Genomic DNA, 19129 nt, shown 5'->3' on the forward strand with positions numbered 1-19129 from the left:
TTGCGCGCCACTGAACGCACAGCGCAGTGGCTGGTCTATGCACCAGTAACCGAATCAGGAGAGTTTAATGCTGCGTTCCATGCTGCGCCTTGTTGCCCCATCCGTCGCCCTTGCGTTGGCCTTGCCTATGGGCGCCCATGCGGCCTCGCTGCTGGAGGCTCAAATGAACAGGAAGCTGCAAAGCGTCGCGGCTGAAAGCAATAAGGACCTGCCCCGGGAAATCGATGAAAAGACCCTGGAAGTGGCCTACACCGTCGAAGGCATGCAGCTGATTGATCACCTCAGCGTGCTACCTGATCGCGCCGAACAGATGCGCGCCAACCCCAAGGCTGTGTACTTCCAGCTGGGCCGCAGTGTGTGCACCAACCCGGGCTATCGCGAGCTGATGGCCAAGGGCGCGGTGATGCGCTACGAAATCACCGAAAACAAGACCAACCGTCCTGTAGCGTCGGTCAAGTTTGTTGAGGCCGATTGCCCGGCGCCGGCAAAGAAGAAAAAGTAACCATTGCTGACTCCTCACGCGCTGCTGTCCAGTAGCGCGTACGCCCCCGCTGCGTTTCCTGCCAACAACCGAACTTCGTGATGGGTGACCAATAAGCGGTTGCCAGCCAAGGGTTTTTCGGCCCATGATCAGCCATCCCATACGCCCATCCACAGCAGTTTCAATGCTGTTCTGTAGTACTTTCAGGGCAAGAAAGGCCTGCCCTCCTGCGGCATGTCGCGACACATGCAGTGTCGTGGCCCCGACGACGCTCTCGTCGACTACCCAGGCCCTGCAAAGAAGGAGAAGTTGAATGCCTTATGAATCGAATGAGCAATTGCTTCGTCATTTTGAAGAAAACGGGACCGACCTCACGCAGCAGGTCGACGCGCAAATCCAGCTGATCGCCCCTAATAGCCCAAATATCCCCCTTTATCGCGACATGATCCTCACCGTCCTGCGCATGGCCCAGGACGACCGCGACCGCTGGAACGCCAAGATCACCCTGCGCGCCATCCGCGAATTGGACCACGCCTTTCGTGTACTCGAACAGTTCAAGGGGCGGCGCAAGGTGACAGTATTCGGCTCGGCACGCACACCTGTGGAAAGCCCACTGTATGCGTTAGCCCGAGAAGTGGGCGCTGCGTTGGCGCGTTCCGACCTGATGGTCATCACCGGCGGCGGCGGCGGTATCATGGCCGCAGCCCACGAGGGCGCGGGCTTGGAGCACAGCCTGGGGTTCAACATCACCCTGCCGTTTGAACAGCACGCCAATCCGACCATCGATGGCACCGAAAACCTGCTGTCCTTCCACTTCTTCTTTACCCGCAAGCTGTTCTTCGTCAAGGAAGCCGACGCGCTGGTGCTGTGCCCAGGTGGTTTCGGCACCCTGGATGAGGCACTTGAAGTGTTGACCTTGATCCAGACCGGCAAGAGCCCACTGGTGCCGGTGGTATTGCTGGATGCACCGGGTGGTGGGTTCTGGCAAGGCGCCCTGGACTTTATCCGCAGCCAGTTGGAAGCCAATCGCTATATCCTGCCCACCGACCTCAAGCTGATCCGCCTGGTCTACAGCGCCGAGGAAGCGGTGGACGAAATCAACCAGTTTTACGCCAACTTCCACTCTACCCGTTGGTTGAAGCGTGAGTTTGTGGTGCGCATGCACCATCCCCTCAGCGACCATGCCTTGGCCCATTTGCAGGAAGAATTTGCCAGCCTGCGGCTCAGTGGTGAGTTCCAGCAACTCGCCTATACAGGTGAAGACCACGACGAACCGCGATTCAGTCATTTGACCCGCTTGGTGTTCAACTTCAATGGCCGCGATCAGGGGCGGCTACGAGAGTTGGTGGATTACATCAACCTCCCGGAAAACTGGGCGCAGGCTCAGGGCAAGACGCAGCAACGGGTGACGCCAGAACCCGCGTGACTTTATTGCAGGCGAAAAAAAGGCCCACTATTTTCATAGTGGGCCTTTTTTTTGTAGCGTTCAATCGTCCATATCTCGACCGCTTAACAAGCGACTGATCATGTCCATGGAAAACCCACGATAACTCAGAAAACGACCTTGCTTCGCACGCTCCCTGGCATCTATCGGAAGGTGACCGGCAAACTTGCGACGCCAGGTGTCTTCCAACTGCGACTGCCAACTGATACCGCATTCACGTAGCGCGAGGTCGATATCGGCACGTTGCAGGCCACGCTGGCTCAGCTCTTCGCGAATTCGCGCTGGGCCATAGCCAGAGCGCGCGCGGTAAGACACAAAGCTTTCAAGGTAACGGGCTTCCGACAACAGTCCCTCTTCCGTCAACCGGTCAAGGGCTGTTTCGATCATCTCAGGCTCTGCGCCGCGCTGACGCAATTTACGCGTCAGCTCGACTCGACCATGCTCGCGGCGAGCGAGCAGGTCCATCGCAGTGCGCCGAACGGCGACGAGTGTATCCAGTACCACAGTCATCGTTTGCTTCAGATGTCAGTGTCTGCTTCTTCCATTTCGTCAACCGGCTCGCGGTTGGCGGCAGCTTTCACGTCCGGCGCTGGGGTCAGCAGCTTATCGCGAATCTGCTTCTCAAGCGTGGCGGCGATATCCGGGTTGTCTGCCAGGAACTTGGCGGAGTTGGCCTTGCCCTGACCGATCTTGCTGCCGTTGTAGGCATACCAGGCACCGGATTTCTCGACGAAACCGTGCAGCACGCCCAGGTCGATCATCTCGCCGTTCAGGTAGATACCCTTGCCGTAGAGGATCTGGAACTCGGCCTGACGGAACGGAGGAGCCACCTTGTTCTTCACAACCTTGACGCGGGTTTCGCTACCGACAACCTCATCACCTTCCTTCACCGCGCCAGTACGTCGGATATCCAGACGGACCGAAGCGTAGAACTTCAGCGCGTTACCACCCGTGGTGGTTTCCGGGCTGCCGAACATCACGCCGATCTTCATACGGATCTGGTTGATGAAGATCACCAGGCAGTTGGCGTTCTTGATGTTACCGGTGATTTTACGCAGCGCCTGGGACATCAGGCGGGCTTGCAGGCCCACGTGCATGTCACCCATTTCGCCTTCGATTTCAGCCTTGGGTACCAATGCGGCCACGGAGTCGACCACGATCACGTCGATGGCGTTGGAGCGCACCAGCATGTCGGTGATTTCCAGGGCCTGTTCGCCGGTGTCCGGCTGGGAAACCAGCAGGTCGTCGACGTTGACGCCCAGCTTGCCGGCGTACTCAGGGTCCAGGGCGTGCTCGGCGTCGACGAATGCGCAGGTGGCGCCCATCTTTTGCGCCTGGGCGATCACCGACAGAGTCAGGGTGGTTTTACCGGAAGATTCAGGACCGTAGATCTCAACGATACGGCCTTTTGGCAGGCCGCCAATGCCGAGCGCGATATCCAGACCCAGAGAGCCAGTGGAAATAGCCGGGATCGCCTGACGGTCGTGATCGCCCATACGCATTACGGCACCCTTGCCGAATTGACGTTCGATCTGACCCAGGGCCGCAGCCAAGGCTTTCTTCTTGTTGTCGTCCATTAAAGTCCTCACGTAATCAATAAGGCCTGACGGCCAACACCTGTATAAGTAGACAGTATTGTTCCACAAAGATCCGGGATCGCCTACCCCTGTTTTTCTATTTCTGCTGCAGCTCGTCGCAACAAGCCCTCCAGCGCGGCTTTTACCGTTTGTCGGCGGACGTCATCGCGGTTGCCGGGAAAGTGCGCAAGCTCGGCCGTGACCTCGTCACCTACTGCAAAGGCCAGCCAGACAGTACCGACCGGCTTGTCCGGCGAACCGCCATCCGGGCCGGCAATACCGCTGACCGCGACGGCAAAGCGCGCCAGGCTTTTTTCCTGCGCGCCACGGGCCATGGCCTCCACCACTTCCTGGCTGACGGCGCCTACTTTGGAGAAAAGTTTTTCCGGCACGTTCAACTGCCGCGTCTTCTGCCGGTTGGAATAGGTGACATAGCCCGCCTCGAACCAGGCCGAACTGCCCGGTATCCGCGTAATGGCCTCGGCAATCCCGCCGCCGGTGCAGGACTCGGCAGTGGTGACGTGAGCATTGAGCACCTGCAAACGACGACCAAGGTCGGCAGCCAGTTGAGTGATTTCCTTCACGGTCTTCTCCAGGAATGAGCGAGGGGTTCGCCTACCCTACAGGAGCTTATCGACCATGCAAGATACAGAGTGCATCAAGAGGCTAACGTGCGACGGCCTGCACATACGCCTGGCAGGCACGCAGGGCGATCAGGGCGTTGTCACCGTCATCGGTGATGCGGATAACTCGTTGAGCATGCGCCGGGTCAAGTCGGGCTCGCGGGGCTGCATGAACCAGGCTGCCGGCGGTGGTGGTGGCTGGCACTGTACAGCCACTGGCGAAATCGGCGGCGTCGAGAAGGACTGACAACCGCACATCAGCAGTGGCCAGACGGTCACGCAGAGCAGCTTGGTTGCGTTGGGCATCGTTCAACTCCTGGGTGTGTTGGCGGTCGTTGGCGTTGAGTTGTTGCTCCAGAGCCTGGCGTTGGTTTTGTGCTGCCAGCCTTTGCTGGTTCAGCGCTTGAGCATGGGTGCTTGATTGCAGCTCAAGCTGCGCACCATATCGCCAAGCCTGGACCTGCCAAACAAACGCCATGAGCAGACACACGCCGATCAAACGCAACGCACTTAGGAGATGCATAACACCGCCTTGGCCCGCGCCCACAAGCGCAAACGCTCATCCAGGCCATTGAGACCGCCGTTGATACGCCGAGTGATAGCGGTGAATTGGTCCCTGTCGGCCAGTTCATTCAAACCGTTGCTCTGCCAAAACCAGGCTGCCGATTCGCAAGCCCATTGCGGTTGCTCCAGCAATTGCGGCTGCAGAAGCAGGCGATCATCGCCGAACAGCGCTCGACTGCAGAGCAGGTAGTTACGACGCCCCGTGATCTGAATAAGCCCCCTGCCCCGATATTTCTGGCCATCGCCATCCGCCTCGGGCGTGTTGCCCAGCCGGGCGGCTAGGGTACCGGTGTCGTATTTGCTCAGGTAGTGATCGCTGCCCATTTCTCGCACATAGAGCAACTGAGCAGATTCGTGGCCGATTTGGGCGAGGAATGCGGCAGTGCGTTCAGGTGTGGTGATTTGGTGATGGGACATCGCCGTGTTTAATGCCGAAATGAAAACTCCCGCTTTAAGGCGGGAGTTTGGTAAGACTTTAACCAGCTGTTGCTCAGATAGAACCATGCATCCCTCCTTCTTGAGGTCGAGCTTTCAGTGATACACGAACTCAAGCTCCCTCTTCTGCCCGCGCCTAAGACGCCAACCCAGTGGCCATGATCGAACTGCGATACCCCGTCGCCGGGTCGCCAACGTGAGTCACTTGGGTAATCGACCAGCGCCCCTGCATATACGAAGGCCAGGTTTCATCCAGCACCAGCAAGCCTTCGGCAGCGAGCAACGGGTTACCTGGGCAATCGATCTGCAGCTTCAAACCTTCACGGCCCACTCGGCGCAGTTCGCCTTCGGCCACGGCGCGGGCTTCGGCTTCGTTCTGGCAGCGCTGACGCAAGGTCTTGAACGGGGCAATTCCGACCTGGACCACGCGCTGCTTGCCGGCGGCGGCGTCCCACCAGCTGACGCGGCTGCCCATGTATTTGGAGCGTGATTTTTCGTCGAGCTTGGCGGTAATGAAGGCATGCTCACCGGGCCGGTTGTCCTCGGTCACCGATAATTTCACTGGCGGCAATAGCTGACCGGAGAGTGACTTGGCCTGCCCCGCTTCGGCGAGTACATAGAGTTCGTTGAACGGCTTGGTGACCGCGTTGTAGCGCTTGGCCAGGCGAGTGATGAAGGCCATGTCGCTTTCATTGGACTGGTCGATGTGCGCAATCGCAATGCCGTCGAGCGTCGGTGCAACTCGCGGTGAAAAACCATGGCGGCTGACCAGTTGGCGAAACAATGCCCCCAATGTCGTCGGCCCATGGCTGGCGGAGCGGCGCTGGCGATATCCGCTCTTATCCCCCTCACTGAAGGGCGCGGCCGTGGCCACGATCATCAGGCGCATCGGAAACAACACCGGGGTGCGTTGAGTGACGACAAACTCGCCTTTTTCCACCAAGCCGGTTTCCTGGTAACCGACGCGCAGGCCGATCTTGCCGCTCAGGCTGGGCAACCCCTCCAGCCCTTCGATATTGAGGGTCAATTCCAGGCGGTCAGTCTGGATACCGGCAGCGTCGGTGTGGCTCCAGTGCATCAGGCGTTGATTGAGCAGCGCCGCGTTGGCGCCGTAGAACTCTACGATCGGGGTAAATCCCTGTGCCATGCAGCCTCCTTAATCCCACGCCAGCACGGGTCGTACAGCCGCCGGCCTGGCTTGCATCTCAGGCACGATCACCCATACGCCGGCCGGCAATACCGGACCGTATTCAGCCAGTTCAGGGTTCAAGCGCCAGAGGGTTTCTTCCGCAGCGTCGTCGCAACGCCCCAGCTCGCGATAGAGCAACAGGTTGACCGAATCACCGGCGATACTTCGCACTCTACGCATTGACGAACTCCTCCAGTTCCAGGGTCCAGGTCATGACCATGGCAGTGCCGTCATCGATCACGTTGCTTTGGGTTTCCACCACTGAGTTGATCCGCCACAGCCCCCAGTTACGGCCGATACCATCGACCAGCGGCAAAGGCGCACGCGCATTTTGCAGTGCGCGCAGTTCGTCCAGGCGCTGCATGCCGGTGGCGTACATGGCCGTGCCGCTGAACGTGAGCTTTTCCAGCTTCTGGCCGTTCTGCCGCGACTGGGGTTTGCTGGCAATAATCGCCAGGTCACTCCAGCCGCCGTCGCTGTTGCGGATGAACGACGAATAGGCAAAACCTCGGGACAAGCCAAAGATAAAGTCGCCGAGTACCATTTGTTGTCGCATCAATCACCTCCTGAAGGATCGGCCAGTGCCGCGTTGCGCCGGATGCCAAGGGAATCGGTGACCATGGGCATGCATTGAAACTGCAGGGCCTGGATCACCTGGTTGACCACTTGCTGGGCATCGGCGGGGTTGACGCCGGTGATCTGGATACTCGGTGAGATCGTGACCTGAACGTTGTCGGTGCGGGCACTGTTGAGCTCCTTGCTCAGTGCATTGGGCGCGGGCAGGCGATCCTTTGAGCTGAACAGTTTGTCACCGAGCCAACTGCCCGCTTCGCTGCCCAGCAAGCCACCGATGGCGCCGCCAACTGCGGTGCCGACACCAGGGAAAATCAACGTGCCGAGAGCGGCGCCGGCGGACGCTCCGGCCCAGGCGCCACCGGCGGTGCTGAGACCGGTACCGACAGCCTTGGCGTCGCCAGTGCGTACGCCCTGAATCACATCAAAAGCCGTGTCGGCGTACCTCATCGGGCCAAGGCGGCGAGCACCCGCCAGCCCCAGTTTGCTCATTGCTCCCGAAGGATTGGCAGGCATCTTCAGAGGGCCCGGCAGAGGTTCACGACTGAAGTTGCGAGCCTGTGGCGCGGTCGCTACCCGACCTTCGGAAGGCATGGGGATGAGCTTGCGCTCTAAGGCTTCGATCAGCCCTGGACCTCTGCTCGCTGGCGACTGGCCCGCAGTTCCACTCTTGCTTCGACGGTTCGCCACGGCCACTCGAGGTTGCAACCGTCGAGCCGGACCACCGGCATCGAAACCTAAAAATGGTGCAGGCAACGATGCCTTTGCATCACGTTCGAGGCTGTTTAGGATCCGCGCAAACACACCGCCGTTCTTGCGGGCGGGTGATCGTTTGGTCGAGGCAGTCTTCGGTGCAACCAGTTGTTTCTTCGGTCTGTTCTGAGTGTGTTGAGATCCCTGCTTTTTTTGCGACCTCGGCTGACGAGGGTTCTTTTTCCCGCGAGAACCTGGCGAGCGCGAACGGCGGCTTTCGATGGGATGCTGAGTTGCCGTTGCACAGCAGCACGACTTATCTTTTTCAGCACCGCCCTCCTTGAACAGCTTGCCAACACCCGGAAGCTTACCCAGCGTCGCATCGACCACGTTGCCTGCAACGCGGGTTTTTATCGTTTCACCCAAACCGGAGAAAAACTCGGAAAACACCGGCGTAACGGCGCCCGCTGTTTTAACCGCGCCCGCCAGAGCCGGCGACTCTGCAGCAGCGCCATTGACACTATCCACCAGGCCCGTTTTGGCTTTCAGCCAAAGTGCTTCGCCCCAGACCGGCGTGGCCTCCAGGGTCGTAGAGAAACGCTTGCCGCTTTCGCCGGACTCCTCGCGCAGCGCCTTGATCGACTTTTCCGAAGTCGCCGTTTTGTCAAACTTCAACTGGCTGCCTGAATGCTGCAGCGCACTTGCCAGGTCGATTATCTGTGCGCTGGCCAGCGTCATGGCCTCGCGGGTATGGCGCAAATCCTCTGAGGTGGTCGAAACGGATTCAGCCACCGTCTTCGATTCTGTTCGCCCATCCATGTTGGACGAACGCACAGCAATCGCCCTGAGCGACGACAAGGCGGTGTCGAGAGAATCCACACCCTCACGCAATGAGCCGAGCGACAGAGCTAGCTCATCGAGTTTCAGCGTCGCGTCAGTGAGGGCGGCAACTGTCCCGGACAAGTCAGCCAGACCTGTTGATGGGGTTGAGCTGCCAACCGACAAAGCGCCAAGGCTGACGATATCGGCGTCATGTGCGCCGTCTGTAGTGCCGAACGCATCCCGGCCATTCTTGGCCATGGCATATGCGAGCGAATACTTGTCCTGCATCCCGCTTACTCCTGTTTAACGCCAAGGCGAGTGATCGCAATGTCGTAGCGGCGCAATGCTTTTCCGGCGTCCCAGTCGAGGATCTCCGCCTCATTGACCGAGTAGATCAGCGGCACCACATCGAGGATTACGTCGATGTCGCGCTGCGAAAGAAGTCCGCCGGTTGATTTAAAAAATCGTCGATGCGCTCCTGCAGTTCCGTCCAGTCGGGCACGGTCAAACCGGCCAGGTCGGGAATCATCAGGCCAGTGCAATGGGCGGTGATGAACTCGGCGCGCTCTTTATTGGTGGCGAGCTTTTTCATCACTTTGGTGGCGCGTAGGGCGGGCATTTCCAGGGGTAGTTCGGTCAGGGTTCGGCCGGCTGCGTCCAAGGGCAATAGCAACTGGACGGGTTGGTCGTGGGGTGTCGCGTCCTGTGCGTCCATGAAGAACGACGCAGGGCGCGTCGACATTTCATGTACGTACTGGGCAATGCTCACGTAATCCGGGCGCTTGAGCTGGTCGAGCTCTTTTTCCGACAGGCCGGTGGCGAGTTTCGCCAGTTCGAAAAACTGATCGTCCTCGTCATCACCGGCCCGGGCCAGCGCGTCTTTTTGCGCGGCGTAAAACAACGGTTTGAGCTGAACCTGCTGGATCGTCGCGCCGGTGTCGGCGGTGATCGGAGCCAGCAGGATATGCAACGGTGGCATCCAGGCCATGGGGCAATTCCTTGTTGAAAGGTATTGAAAAGTACCGAAAATCCAGATCTGAACGCGGTCCCTGTGGGAGCAGGCTTGCCTGCGATAGCGTCAACTCGGTGCTCCAGACACACCGAGTCGCCTGCATCGCGGGCAAGCCCGGCTCCCACATTGACCGTGCCTGCCTTAGATTGCAGTCATTTTTTTAAGGCATCAGTACGGCGCGGCGCGCATCGCCAAGAATGTCGACACCGTTGAGCACGAACTTCTGGGTGCGCACGTCGATGTCGATCACCGAAATGCCATTTTCCAGACGGTTGTAGGTACGGCAAGACAGTTCCAGTGTGGTGGTGGCCTTGTCGCCCATCTTCAGCTTCGCCTCCTCCAGGGATTTGAGCTTGCCGCCGACGGTGTGGTAGGTGAAGTAGGTCTTGCCGTCCTGGTCCTGGCCGGCTTCACGCACGTTCAGCAAAATGTCGTCGCCCGTGCGCACACCCAGGGCCAGCATGATTTCCGGGCCGGCACCTTGCAGCACCAGTTTGGCATTGAGCACTTTGCCGCTCTTGGCCATTTCTTCGGCGATGAAACGCCCGCCGGACATGGCTTCCATGTCGAACTCGATCTTCGGCGGGGTGAACTCTTCCACGGTTGCGGACAACGGCAGGCCTTGAAGGGTGGCCGCGATGGCCTGTCTGACTCGGTTGGTAAACATTAGAGAACGTCCTCCAGGAACTGCTCGATGATTTCATCGCGGGCGTTGAGTTGATAAACCATGTGTTCGTTCGGCGCGTAGCGGCCGTAGTCGATAACAATGAACCAGGTGCCGTTCTTGTACTTCTCGACGCTGTTCAGTTCCGGGTGCAGGTATACGCTGCCGCCGGGGATGGTTTCGTCGGCCACCAGGGTTTGCAGCCAGTCGTTGATGCGCTTGACCTCCTGGTCCATGAAGGACTTGGTGAGGTTCTTGGCCATGGCTTTCTGGCCGGCCTTGACCAGCTTGCGGCTGATGGCATCTTCCAGGCCGACGTAGCTGATGAACTTGCCGGTGATGGAGCGGTTACCCAACAGCGAGAAACCGCCGAGGATGGTGCGGGCGTAGTAGCTCACGCCATGGCGGTTGAGCAGGTCGCCCTCGGTGGAGGTGTCGAGGATGTTGTACTCGACCACGCGGGAAACGTCCTCGGCGAAGGTCACTTGGTTGCCGGGGCTTTCCCACTGCTTGACCTTGGCCAATGCTGCGATGGCCAACGAGGATGGCGACAGGAACACGTTTTTCTTCGCGGCCTTGGAGTACACCGACGGCATGTTGTGCACCAGCAGGCAACGGTCGAAGCCAAGGTCGGCACCGCCCAGCTCGCCGCTGTAGGCAACTTGGTCTGCAACGGAAGCGTCCTTGCCATCCAGCACCACACGCGCCTTGATGCGCTTGCCGAAGGAGGCGAATTCACCGGCCACGGCCTTGGTTCCGGTAAAGCCTGGGGCGCCAATGATGGTCAGGTCTTCCGGGACGCTGCTCAGGGCCGCCAGTCCCAGCTTGCGACCGGTGACCGGGTCGTTGCCGCCGATCACATTGTTGACGGTATCAGCCGGGGTGGCGCCTTCTTCGACGATGACCACATAGACCGGCACCTTGACCACTTTGAGGATCTGGTACACAGCCTGGAACAAGGTGCCCGACTCGGTGCCGGTAGGGTCCAGCAACGCCTGGGTGGTGAAGCTGTTGATACGGAACGGCGCGTTTTTCGGGATCGATGCGTGGGCATTCGGCGCAGTGCCGACCAGGCCGATCACGTTATCACCCAGGCCACCCATGGCCTCGGGGGATTCAGTGGCATTCACAGTGATGCCGTTGTGCTCGAAGTTCAGGACTTCTGCCATGGTTATTCAGCCTTCTTGGGGGTGGAATTGAGGACGCTGGTCAGTTCAAGGCGGCCAGCGGTGCGTAGGGCGGATGCTTCGACGTCGAGCAGTTCCAGTTCCTCGCCGGCGGTGGACCAATGGCCGTTGCCGATGGGGAATGAGATGAGGACGGTGTAGGTTTGGCGGGTGGGCATGGGTAGGATTCTCCGAGTGAAAAACGCCAAAAGCCCCTGCGGGAGGGGCTTTTGGGGGAGGCGAAAAAACTGCTTTCGCGGTGGGCGTCAAATTCGATCAGGCAAGGGGTAAAGCGCCTTGATTTCAGCGACTTTGTCACGCCAGGCCTTTTCCTTTTCGGGGGTTTCGTCGTATTGCCACTCGAGAAACAAAGGATCGGCTTCTGTCACATATAGCGTGCGGCGTGCAGCGATAGAGTTTTCAAGTTGAATGACTTTAGCGGCCTCGTTACACAGTTCTGCCGCTTGCTCAGCGGAAAAACCGAGACTTTTGAGAATTTCGGGTTCCGCAGGAATGTTAATCAGCTGCTCGCCGCCAGGTGTTACTGCGGACTTGATGGAAATAGTCATTTACGCCCCCTTCATCGCGTAGATTTTGTCATTGTCATAAGCGTAAGCCATTCGCTTTTCGGGCAACGTAACGCCCAATACTGCGTCGGCCTCTGAAAGACGATATGGACGAACGCACCAACGGATCTCCCAATCACCTTGGCTACTTTCGCCCATAGGCACTTCGGCATCTAAGCGGCTAAAACCGATGGCGCCGGGGAACGATTTGTTAACGGTGTAGCTCAACCCACCGCGTAGATAAAGTCCAGAGTGTATGGACGACTGAATGATCTGCCCATCCTTCAGGTTCAAGTACAAAGGTCTAACGCCTGTTACGTGTCGAGCAATACAGGTCATCCCAAAACTGATGCCACGGACTGTTTCACGGTATGTCTGCGAAATGCGTTTTACCGTCAGGTAGTTTCCATCTCCACTCCATAGGTGCCCACACCCTTCCATTTGCAGATTCAACCCCGCTATGTGGACGATCCCTTGTCCAAACGGCCACAGACCAGCATCGCGGCTGTAAATACGAGAAAACGTGATCTCAGTCTCACCGCTATCATTACCTGGCATAGTCCACCAGACTGGATAGAACGTGTCCGTCGGCAACCCCGTCAGATCAATATCCTGACTATAGAGTGCACGACCGTTAATATCTTTTGCCTGAACACTGCCGCGCCACGCAGTGAACTGGTTGGATGCAGCATCTACTTGGGCATTAATTTTCCCAATCTGGGTTGTCACGGTCTCCGTAAGTTGGTTACACGCATCTACAACCTTCGTAATAGTCGTTTCAATTCCCATTTTCAACTTCCTGTTAGGTAATCCGTCCAGCACTTTTATAAGTGCTCCTACTTCGCTTCGAGATTCATAACTCGAAACATCAAATCCATATGCCGGGACATATTGCCAACCGAAGCCGCCGCCATGATTGCGATCTCCTCGGCCAACAACACATTCAAGTTTTCACTCCCCACCACAATCGTCACGCTATCCGCCGGCAACGGCGAAATATCCAGCGTAAACTTTTGCAGTACCCGCGCCGCCGCCGCTTTATACGTCAGCAGCTTCCCCGCCACGGAATACACCGCCAGCAAGGTTCCACTGGCGAGGTAAAAACCGAACTCGCCAATCTCATACTCACCGTCGCCATCAAACAGCGCGGCCATCCTGAGTTGGCGCTCGCCCAGGTCTTCATAATCCACAATGGCGACCCGCTGGCGCTCATCGCGCAAGGCCACTTCCGTGCCGTCTGGAGTGTAGCGGCCGGTACCGGCGCCGATGTGGGTGATTTCGCCTTTGATGCCTTGGTTCTTCGCCTGCAGCACTTCATCCAAACCCTTGGAGGTGAAGCGCACCAGGCGCGTAATGTCATCTGTCATGGCTGCGCCCTGAGGTCGTAGTCGTTAATGGTGTAGTGCCGGGCAACCCCGGCACTGTTCAGTCGGGCGGCAAGCCCGAATTCAGGTAGCGCGCCCTGAAGCTGCAACTCGCCATCGCTTAGGGGTCTGTGAGCAGCGCTGTTGAAGGAGACGGAACCTAGTAGCTTCACCTCGGGCAAGGCTCCGGGTCGGCTATGGTCACTGATACTCAGTGCCGGATCCGTTGCTGCAGCGACACGCAAGCCTTGGGTGGTCTCATGCACGATGGTAATCGTCGCCTGATCGCGCTCACTCTTGGCCGCATTGATACGCCGGATCAGTCGGTTGTGATCGCCGCTGGACCAACTGCGTCCGATGATCGCCTGCACGTCGAAGGTGTAAGGCACACCCAAGGGGCGCTGCTGATACCAGGCGCTGATGTTGGGGGTAAAACCCAATGACTCCACCGCATGACTCAGCGCCTTGGGCGTACCGGCCTGGCGCTGGATCTGCCAGGACAATGCGACGGTCAGACGCTTTTCCGCCTCGCTGGCCTCGGCATCCCATTCGCTGACGCCGCGGTCGGCGGCCAGGTAAGGGAGGAATTCGCTTGGGGTTTGAAGTGGATTCATCAGCGCTGGAAACGGCGGTGTGACTCGTTCAAGCAACGTGCCGAAGCCCAAGTCCAACGCCTTTTCCAGCGGTGAACTGTTGGCCGGCAACAAACTCGCTTTAGGTTCACTCATAGCGTGCGCACCTCCACCTCGACACCCGTGCAATACGGGGCCTGGAACGCGGTGCTGACAATCGGCGCCAGCGGTTCAAGGATTTGCAGTTGCGCAGCGCCAGCGCTGTGTATGGCATAGTCGATCCAGCTGGGGTCAACCCGCCCTTCCAGGCGATGGCAGGACTCTGCGTAGTCTTGCAGCAGTTTCTGCGCCGCTACTTGGGTCAGCCCTGAGTCCGGGCCGGCGTTGATCTTGGCCACCACGCGAATCTTGTAAGGTTGAATCTGAGCGCCCTGGACGGTGACAAGATCGGTTTCCGGCCTTACATCCGGCCGTGCGAAATGTCGACGTACACCGTCAAGCAAGTCCGCAGACGGTGTACCGTCGCCCTCCCTGGAAAGCACGGTGACCATGACTTCGCCCGGTGCGGTGCGTCGAGCGTTGCCGTCCTTGACCTGGGCCGCATAACCATCCGGATCGAAGGTGTAGGTGACGGTCACCACTCCAGGCGTCGCGCTCTGCACTTTCACCGCAGGACGCTCGCCAAGGGTGAAGACTTCGCGGCGATACTGCATCCGCGAGCCGGCCGCCGGAGCATGGGGCGCCAGGTAGTAACGCAGGCGAGCGTCGTCGTCGCTTTCCAGGGTGGGCGGCACGGGCGGGAAAGCCGCCGGGTCGCCAGGGTCGAGCACTTGGCGCTCCAGGCCCATATCGGCCAGGCGCGCATCCAGGTTACTGCCGGTGGCCCACCACGCGAGCATTTGCTTGATACGGGCGTTGTATTTGCGCTCATGGGTTTGCAGGCGCACGCAAAACGCTTCCAGGGCCAGGGTCAGCAGTTCGCTTTCGTTGTCGAGGCTGACCTTGAGTTTGGCCGCGCTTTGCGGAGCTCGGCTGGCAACGTAGTCGATGACGAACGCCTTGAACTCGGCCAGCAACGGTTCGAACTCATCCACCTTGATGATGGCCGGTTCCGCCAGTTGGTTCTGGCCGGGGATCAGCATGCTCATGTCACGACCTCGAAGGATTGTTGGCGGTTTTTCCAGGTGCCGGCAAACCGCAGCAACAGGCCGGCGCCTTGGCGGGTAGCGACGATGACCTGGGGTTCAAAATCGTCGATGCCGTTGTGGGTGTTGTAGAACGCCTGGGCGGCGTGGCTCTGGGCGAGGATCAGCAGGTCATCACCGAGGTTTTGCCCGAGCAACTGCGGGATCAGCGAACCGTACAACGGACGCTTTTGCCGAGTGCCCACGGGGGTGGTCAGCGCTCGGGTGGCGCGCTGCACAAATTGCAGCCAGTCATCGACGGCTGCCCCGGTGTTCCTCTCGATTCCGAGCATGGGGTGTCCTTATCGGGGGCTGATGAGTCGTCCTTGGTGGTCCACTACCGGGCCGCTGAAGTGAGCTCCGCCAGCATCCAGCAACAGGCTGGTGCCGCCGATTTGCAAAGTGATGCTCTGGGCATTCATGGTCAGGCTGGCAGCGCCGACTTTAATGTCGACCTGTTCACGGGAGCCGCTGACGGTGGTTGGGCCGTTGACCCAGTTGAAGGTATGGCTGGCGTCGTCGTAGTCGCTTTGGGTGCCGTCTTGATGGCGACGCCTGGTCAGCGTCGCAACGCTGGAGACCGGCGGAAAGCGATCACTGTTGAGGCCGAACAGAGCCACTGATTGCACGCCGCCCTCCCCGCCACCGTAGTTAAGCAACAGGCATTGCTCGCCCACCGTTGGAATGCGGGTTTCCGTTTGCGCACCGGCGCTGGGGTTAAAAAAGCGGATCGCAGGGGTGAGCAAGTCACCATGGCTGACCTTGCAGGTATTGCTGGCAGCATCGACCTGCTGGCAAACGCCAATCCGGCAGAAGCTTTCGGCGCGTCGATAGAGGTCTTCGAGTTGGGTCTCCATCTCTGCCAGGCGTTCGACGATCGGTCCCAATTGCATGCGTAACAGCGCGTCGAACATGGGTTACTCCCCCAGTGGCCTGTATTGATCCGGGTCATCGATGTTCGAGACGTCCCAGGTGCAGGCGAACAGCGGTCGACCGGCAGGATCTTCAAGCAATGGCGGGCCGAGGTAGAGGGTTTGGATAAAGGACACGGTCCAGATGTCGTAGGCAATCGGCACATCGCCCTGTGCGCCAGGCGCGGCGACGATGCCGGCGGGTAGATCACATTGCTCCGGGGGCAAACCCCAGCGGTTATCCAGGACCAGGTCCATCAACTGGCTCGCCAGATCGCAGGCCTCGAACGGCACACCTTGGATGATCATGGCCTTGAGCGAAATCGACAGCGCGTGAGCTTTACGCCCCTCCAGCGAGCGGATACCAGGGCCGTTACGTTCCACGGTAATCAGTACGCCTGTTTTATCCTCTGTGATTTGAAAATCCTGGTGATTGCCTACACGTAATTGGGGAAAAGCGCTTTTGAGCACCTCGCCAATGGCAATGGGAAGCTGGGAAGGTTTTTCAATAAATGTCATCTGTCGCGTCCTTGCAGGTTATTGCTGATCCGTGCGGAAAGACGGGGCGTTGGTTACAGCAACTGGCCTGGTTACCCGTCATGGGCATTTTTTCCAGGCAAGCCGGGGTGCCCCGCACGGCGGCGGGGACTTCCTGCTAGTGGGAAATGGGCCTAGAACGTCCAGCTCCATGCTGGAAAGGTAGGCAGAGGACCGGTACCGTGATCCGGATAGAAAACGTGAGGCGTAGGCGCCGCAGTTGGCGTAAAGCCAAAACGAGCCCACATCGGCACGCCATCGATCAAGACAATGTTGCCGTCATCCTGCAATTGCAGGTAGGTACGATCAGGTCGGCCATTCTGTTCTTTCACTGGAATCCAGCTGGTCAGGGCGATCCATGTACGGCTATGCACGTGATCAACGAGAAAAGCCCCACCTTGCATGTAGAAACAATTGGCCAAATCCGAATTAGGACGATCATCCACATAGGTATAGGGCACAGTGCTATCTGCTACCCAGATCTTCACACCGTTGTCGTAAAGCACCAGATTTGCGTCGGCCTCCAAGATCAGCTTGTACTGCTTGCTCGGAGACTCGAGATACTGTCCAACAAGCATGAAGTTGCGGGGAGGTAGCACTGAGCTTCCGTCTTGGGTAAACGGAATAATATGAAATCCACTACTGGACATGTTGATCACCTTTTTGGTCGGTTTGTTGCGGAGAATTCCGCTTCACGTCGCTCGAAGGCGATTGCCCGAGGCTCGTAGCCTTCACATGATTCAACGTCCCACACCGGGGACACTTGATCTGGAGCTCGTTACACCTGCCTGCTCGGGCAAGTAATTTATTGCAACTGCCGCATCTGAATTCTTTGAGCATGTAGGGACTCCTTTCGCGAATTTATGACCCAGGCGCACATGGTCTGGGCTTGTCATTCATCGCGGCGAATACCCGGTCATCGCACCAATCACTGTTGATCCGGGCGTGTGCTAGAAGGGTCATCGACTCCAATACGCCTGGCGGCCCACCGCTCATAAAGGCCGATGGCCACATCGGCACCGGCCATGGCGGTCAGGCAACCAATGGCGCCGGCGGTCCAGATCGACATGCCGGCGGCGTAGCACAGCATCAGCGCCGAAACCCCGCAGACCATGCAGGCCCCGGAGCGCAGCGCCAGACGGCGGATCAACGACCAACCGCGAGCACCTTCCTTGTCGGCGCGCCACATTTCTCCAGACACTCCGCCGATCACGGCCAATACGATCACCAGCCAGATAGGCATTTCCGCTAACGCTTGCTGTTCATTTGTCATGTCACGCCTCCTGGCTGAGCAATTAATAATCCATATTTCATTTACACATGCTTCGATAGGTAGGCATTCCAAAAAGCCCGGTTACCCGGGCTTTTCAGTAATGCTGTCCTCGGACTTTCGGCGCTACTGGCGCGGTACGGTCCTTTCCTCAATGTTTTTCCGACCACGATCCCTGTCTGCCGGATAACTGCTTCTGGTGCTTTACGCTGCACACCCGGGTCAGTTGCCAACCCTCTGAACCGTCAAGGCCGGTTCATCGCTGCCTGTTTTTGAAGCGTTGAAACTAAAGAGCGTCGGCATCCTTGCCGGTGTTGCCTGGCATCCCTGCCATCGCTTCGATGGCGTCCTTGCCGATGTTGCGTGCCTTCCTTGTCTTCCTTGGCAGCATCCTTGCCGCCTCCACCAGGCCTTGTTGGCTGGCTTGAGGTGAAGAATATGCATGTATGCATATACAGTCAATGCATAAATGCATTTATTTTGGCCGTGGAAATGCACGTATGCATTCGAAGCCTTGCGGGCTTGGGGTTTGGCGGTTTTCTGCGGGCGAAAAAAAACCCGCTCATGGGCGGGTTTCGTCTTACGCGAGGAGGTTAACGGGCGTACATGCCCCACCAGAAAACATGCCCGAGAATGCTGATCTGCTCATCCTGGATATCCTGGAAGCTGTAGTCCTCATCCGGATGCTCATCACGGTTGAAACTGCGCAGGCGGATTCCCGAAGGCAGGCGGTAGAGCTGTTTAACCCGCAGTTGGCCGTTGTGGTTGATGGCATACAGATCACCATCAACGATATCGCCGATGCCGCTCTTGCCGGCATTCACGCCAACCGTGGCGCCGTCGCGCAGTACCGGCAACATACTGTTACCGCGCACCGTCACGCACTTGGCCTGGTCGAACTGCACTCCGTTATGCCGCAGGCTGCGCTTGCCGAACCGCAGGCTGGCCTTCTCGCTTTCCTCGATGACGAATCTTCCTGATCCAGCAGCCAATTCAACCTCGCGCAGAAAGGGGATCGACACCTCGTCATCATTGACGGGAGTGTCGTCGTCCCACAGGCTTATGTCCTTGAGTTCCGAATGCATCGGGTCGCGCCCGTCATCGCGCAACCCACCCACCGCAGCGCGCCCGCGCAGTTGGTCGGTGCTCACGCGAAAATACTCGGCGATGCGCGAGATGTGTTTATCCGACGGATCAACGATCTTGCCGCTGAGGATCCGGGACAGTGTGGATTGAGGCACGCCGGTGCGCCGATGAAGCTCCGTGGGGGAGATTCGGTCGCGATCCAGCAGCTCTCTTAAGACGATAGAAACGTTGCGTTTTTGCATAACGCGGATAGTGACGGGAGTTTTCGGAGTTGGCAAATGCTAATTTGCATATTTATGCATTAAACAGCCAATTCTGTTTACCATGAAACAAAATACTGTATATGCAAACAGTAAATTACCCACTACTCTTGCGGGCGGCCTGATGTTGAGACGC

Annotated in this window: 27 protein-coding genes; 2 read left to right on the forward strand and 25 right to left on the reverse strand. The window is 58.5% G+C overall.

Annotation, left to right across the window (positions count from 1 at the left end; all coding sequences use genetic code 11):
- Positions 1 to 67 precede the first annotated feature (67 nt).
- Both NMB39_RS22745 and NMB39_RS22750 read left to right on the forward strand, forming a co-directional pair.
- A complete protein-coding gene (locus NMB39_RS22745) occupies positions 68 to 502 on the forward strand; it encodes a PA3611 family quorum-sensing-regulated virulence factor (protein WP_043048893.1) in 435 nt (144 codons plus the stop codon).
- 292 nt (positions 503 to 794) lie between these two features.
- Positions 795 to 1907 (forward strand): LOG family protein, encoded by a 1113-nt coding sequence (locus NMB39_RS22750; protein WP_056847464.1) that lies wholly within the window; start codon positions 795 to 797, stop codon positions 1905 to 1907.
- A 60-nt stretch (positions 1908 to 1967) separates the two neighbouring features.
- On the opposite strand, the gene recX is transcribed toward NMB39_RS22750, so the two are convergent.
- From recX to NMB39_RS22875, 25 genes are all read right to left on the reverse strand, one after another.
- Complete coding sequence (recX, locus tag NMB39_RS22755) at positions 1968 to 2435, reverse strand: recombination regulator RecX (RefSeq protein WP_034118389.1); 468 nt, start codon at positions 2433 to 2435, stop codon at positions 1968 to 1970.
- Positions 2436 to 2443: 8 nt separating this feature from the next.
- Positions 2444 to 3502: a recombinase RecA gene (gene recA, locus NMB39_RS22760; RefSeq protein ID WP_005785454.1), complete on the reverse strand. Its 1059-nt coding sequence runs from the start codon at positions 3500 to 3502 to the stop codon at positions 2444 to 2446.
- Between the two features lie 83 nt (positions 3503 to 3585).
- On the reverse strand, positions 3586 to 4086 hold the full coding sequence (locus tag NMB39_RS22765) for a CinA family protein (RefSeq protein ID WP_046071230.1): 501 nt from the start codon (positions 4084 to 4086) through the stop codon (positions 3586 to 3588).
- Between the two features lie 82 nt (positions 4087 to 4168).
- Positions 4169 to 4648 (reverse strand): lysis system i-spanin subunit Rz, encoded by a 480-nt coding sequence (locus tag NMB39_RS22770; RefSeq protein ID WP_198720728.1) that lies wholly within the window; start codon positions 4646 to 4648, stop codon positions 4169 to 4171.
- The gene (locus NMB39_RS22775; protein WP_198720727.1) at positions 4636 to 5193 is read right to left on the reverse strand and encodes a glycoside hydrolase family 19 protein; all 558 of its coding nucleotides are present in this window, start codon (positions 5191 to 5193) and stop codon (positions 4636 to 4638) included. Before NMB39_RS22775 ends, NMB39_RS22770 begins: the two co-directional genes overlap by 13 nt.
- A gap of 67 nt (positions 5194 to 5260) precedes the next feature.
- Positions 5261 to 6271, reverse strand: coding sequence for a phage late control D family protein (locus NMB39_RS22780; RefSeq protein WP_494340035.1), 1011 nt, complete (start codon positions 6269 to 6271; stop codon positions 5261 to 5263).
- Between the two features lie 9 nt (positions 6272 to 6280).
- Positions 6281 to 6493 carry a tail protein X gene (locus NMB39_RS22785; protein WP_017137071.1) on the reverse strand — a complete coding sequence of 71 codons (213 nt, stop codon included), beginning with the start codon at positions 6491 to 6493 and terminating at the stop codon, positions 6281 to 6283.
- Positions 6486 to 6869 (reverse strand): phage tail protein, encoded by a 384-nt coding sequence (locus NMB39_RS22790; RefSeq protein WP_494340034.1) that lies wholly within the window; start codon positions 6867 to 6869, stop codon positions 6486 to 6488. Before NMB39_RS22790 ends, NMB39_RS22785 begins: the two co-directional genes overlap by 8 nt.
- The gene (locus NMB39_RS22795; protein ID WP_494340033.1) at positions 6869 to 8689 is read right to left on the reverse strand and encodes a glycine zipper domain-containing protein; all 1821 of its coding nucleotides are present in this window, start codon (positions 8687 to 8689) and stop codon (positions 6869 to 6871) included. Before NMB39_RS22795 ends, NMB39_RS22790 begins: the two co-directional genes overlap by 1 nt.
- A gap of 127 nt (positions 8690 to 8816) precedes the next feature.
- On the reverse strand, positions 8817 to 9389 hold the full coding sequence (locus NMB39_RS22800) for a phage tail assembly protein (protein WP_056845358.1): 573 nt from the start codon (positions 9387 to 9389) through the stop codon (positions 8817 to 8819).
- A 184-nt stretch (positions 9390 to 9573) separates the two neighbouring features.
- Positions 9574 to 10080, reverse strand: a complete 507-nt coding sequence (locus NMB39_RS22805; protein ID WP_056845359.1) for a phage major tail tube protein — start codon at positions 10078 to 10080, stop codon at positions 9574 to 9576.
- Positions 10080 to 11246, reverse strand: a complete 1167-nt coding sequence (locus NMB39_RS22810; RefSeq protein ID WP_057021840.1) for a phage tail sheath protein — start codon at positions 11244 to 11246, stop codon at positions 10080 to 10082. Before NMB39_RS22810 ends, NMB39_RS22805 begins: the two co-directional genes overlap by 1 nt.
- A gap of 2 nt (positions 11247 to 11248) precedes the next feature.
- Positions 11249 to 11422, reverse strand: a complete 174-nt coding sequence (locus NMB39_RS22815; protein ID WP_494340032.1) for a hypothetical protein — start codon at positions 11420 to 11422, stop codon at positions 11249 to 11251.
- A gap of 87 nt (positions 11423 to 11509) precedes the next feature.
- On the reverse strand, positions 11510 to 11812 hold the full coding sequence (locus tag NMB39_RS22820; RefSeq protein ID WP_494340031.1) for a hypothetical protein: 303 nt from the start codon (positions 11810 to 11812) through the stop codon (positions 11510 to 11512).
- Positions 11813 to 12598, reverse strand: a complete 786-nt coding sequence (locus NMB39_RS22825; RefSeq protein ID WP_494340030.1) for a phage tail protein — start codon at positions 12596 to 12598, stop codon at positions 11813 to 11815.
- 47 nt (positions 12599 to 12645) lie between these two features.
- Positions 12646 to 13176, reverse strand: a complete 531-nt coding sequence (locus NMB39_RS22830) for a hypothetical protein (RefSeq protein WP_494340029.1) — start codon at positions 13174 to 13176, stop codon at positions 12646 to 12648.
- The gene (locus NMB39_RS22835; protein ID WP_494340028.1) at positions 13173 to 13901 is read right to left on the reverse strand and encodes a phage tail protein I; all 729 of its coding nucleotides are present in this window, start codon (positions 13899 to 13901) and stop codon (positions 13173 to 13175) included. Before NMB39_RS22835 ends, NMB39_RS22830 begins: the two co-directional genes overlap by 4 nt.
- Positions 13898 to 14893, reverse strand: coding sequence for a baseplate J/gp47 family protein (locus tag NMB39_RS22840; protein ID WP_056845364.1), 996 nt, complete (start codon positions 14891 to 14893; stop codon positions 13898 to 13900). Before NMB39_RS22840 ends, NMB39_RS22835 begins: the two co-directional genes overlap by 4 nt.
- Positions 14890 to 15222, reverse strand: coding sequence for a hypothetical protein (locus NMB39_RS22845; RefSeq protein WP_057021834.1), 333 nt, complete (start codon positions 15220 to 15222; stop codon positions 14890 to 14892). The genes NMB39_RS22840 and NMB39_RS22845 overlap by 4 nt, the downstream gene beginning before the upstream one ends.
- A 9-nt stretch (positions 15223 to 15231) precedes the next feature.
- Positions 15232 to 15843: a phage baseplate assembly protein V gene (locus tag NMB39_RS22850; RefSeq protein WP_494340027.1), complete on the reverse strand. Its 612-nt coding sequence runs from the start codon at positions 15841 to 15843 to the stop codon at positions 15232 to 15234.
- A 3-nt stretch (positions 15844 to 15846) separates the two neighbouring features.
- The gene (locus tag NMB39_RS22855) at positions 15847 to 16359 is read right to left on the reverse strand and encodes a hypothetical protein (protein WP_306957227.1); all 513 of its coding nucleotides are present in this window, start codon (positions 16357 to 16359) and stop codon (positions 15847 to 15849) included.
- Positions 16360 to 16511: 152 nt separating this feature from the next.
- Positions 16512 to 17027, reverse strand: a complete 516-nt coding sequence (locus NMB39_RS22860) for a hypothetical protein (RefSeq protein WP_198721265.1) — start codon at positions 17025 to 17027, stop codon at positions 16512 to 16514.
- Entirely contained in the window at positions 17017 to 17217 is a 201-nt protein-coding gene (locus tag NMB39_RS22865) for a Com family DNA-binding transcriptional regulator (protein WP_124399550.1), read from the reverse strand. Before NMB39_RS22865 ends, NMB39_RS22860 begins: the two co-directional genes overlap by 11 nt.
- 88 nt (positions 17218 to 17305) lie before the next feature.
- Entirely contained in the window at positions 17306 to 17650 is a 345-nt protein-coding gene (locus NMB39_RS22870; protein WP_198721266.1) for a phage holin family protein, read from the reverse strand.
- A gap of 590 nt (positions 17651 to 18240) precedes the next feature.
- A complete protein-coding gene (locus NMB39_RS22875) occupies positions 18241 to 18984 on the reverse strand; it encodes a LexA family transcriptional regulator (RefSeq protein ID WP_172833446.1) in 744 nt (247 codons plus the stop codon).
- Between the last annotated feature and the right edge of the window lie 145 nt (positions 18985 to 19129).

The sequence above is a fragment of the Pseudomonas sp. FBCC-B545 genome (genome assembly GCF_059134095.1).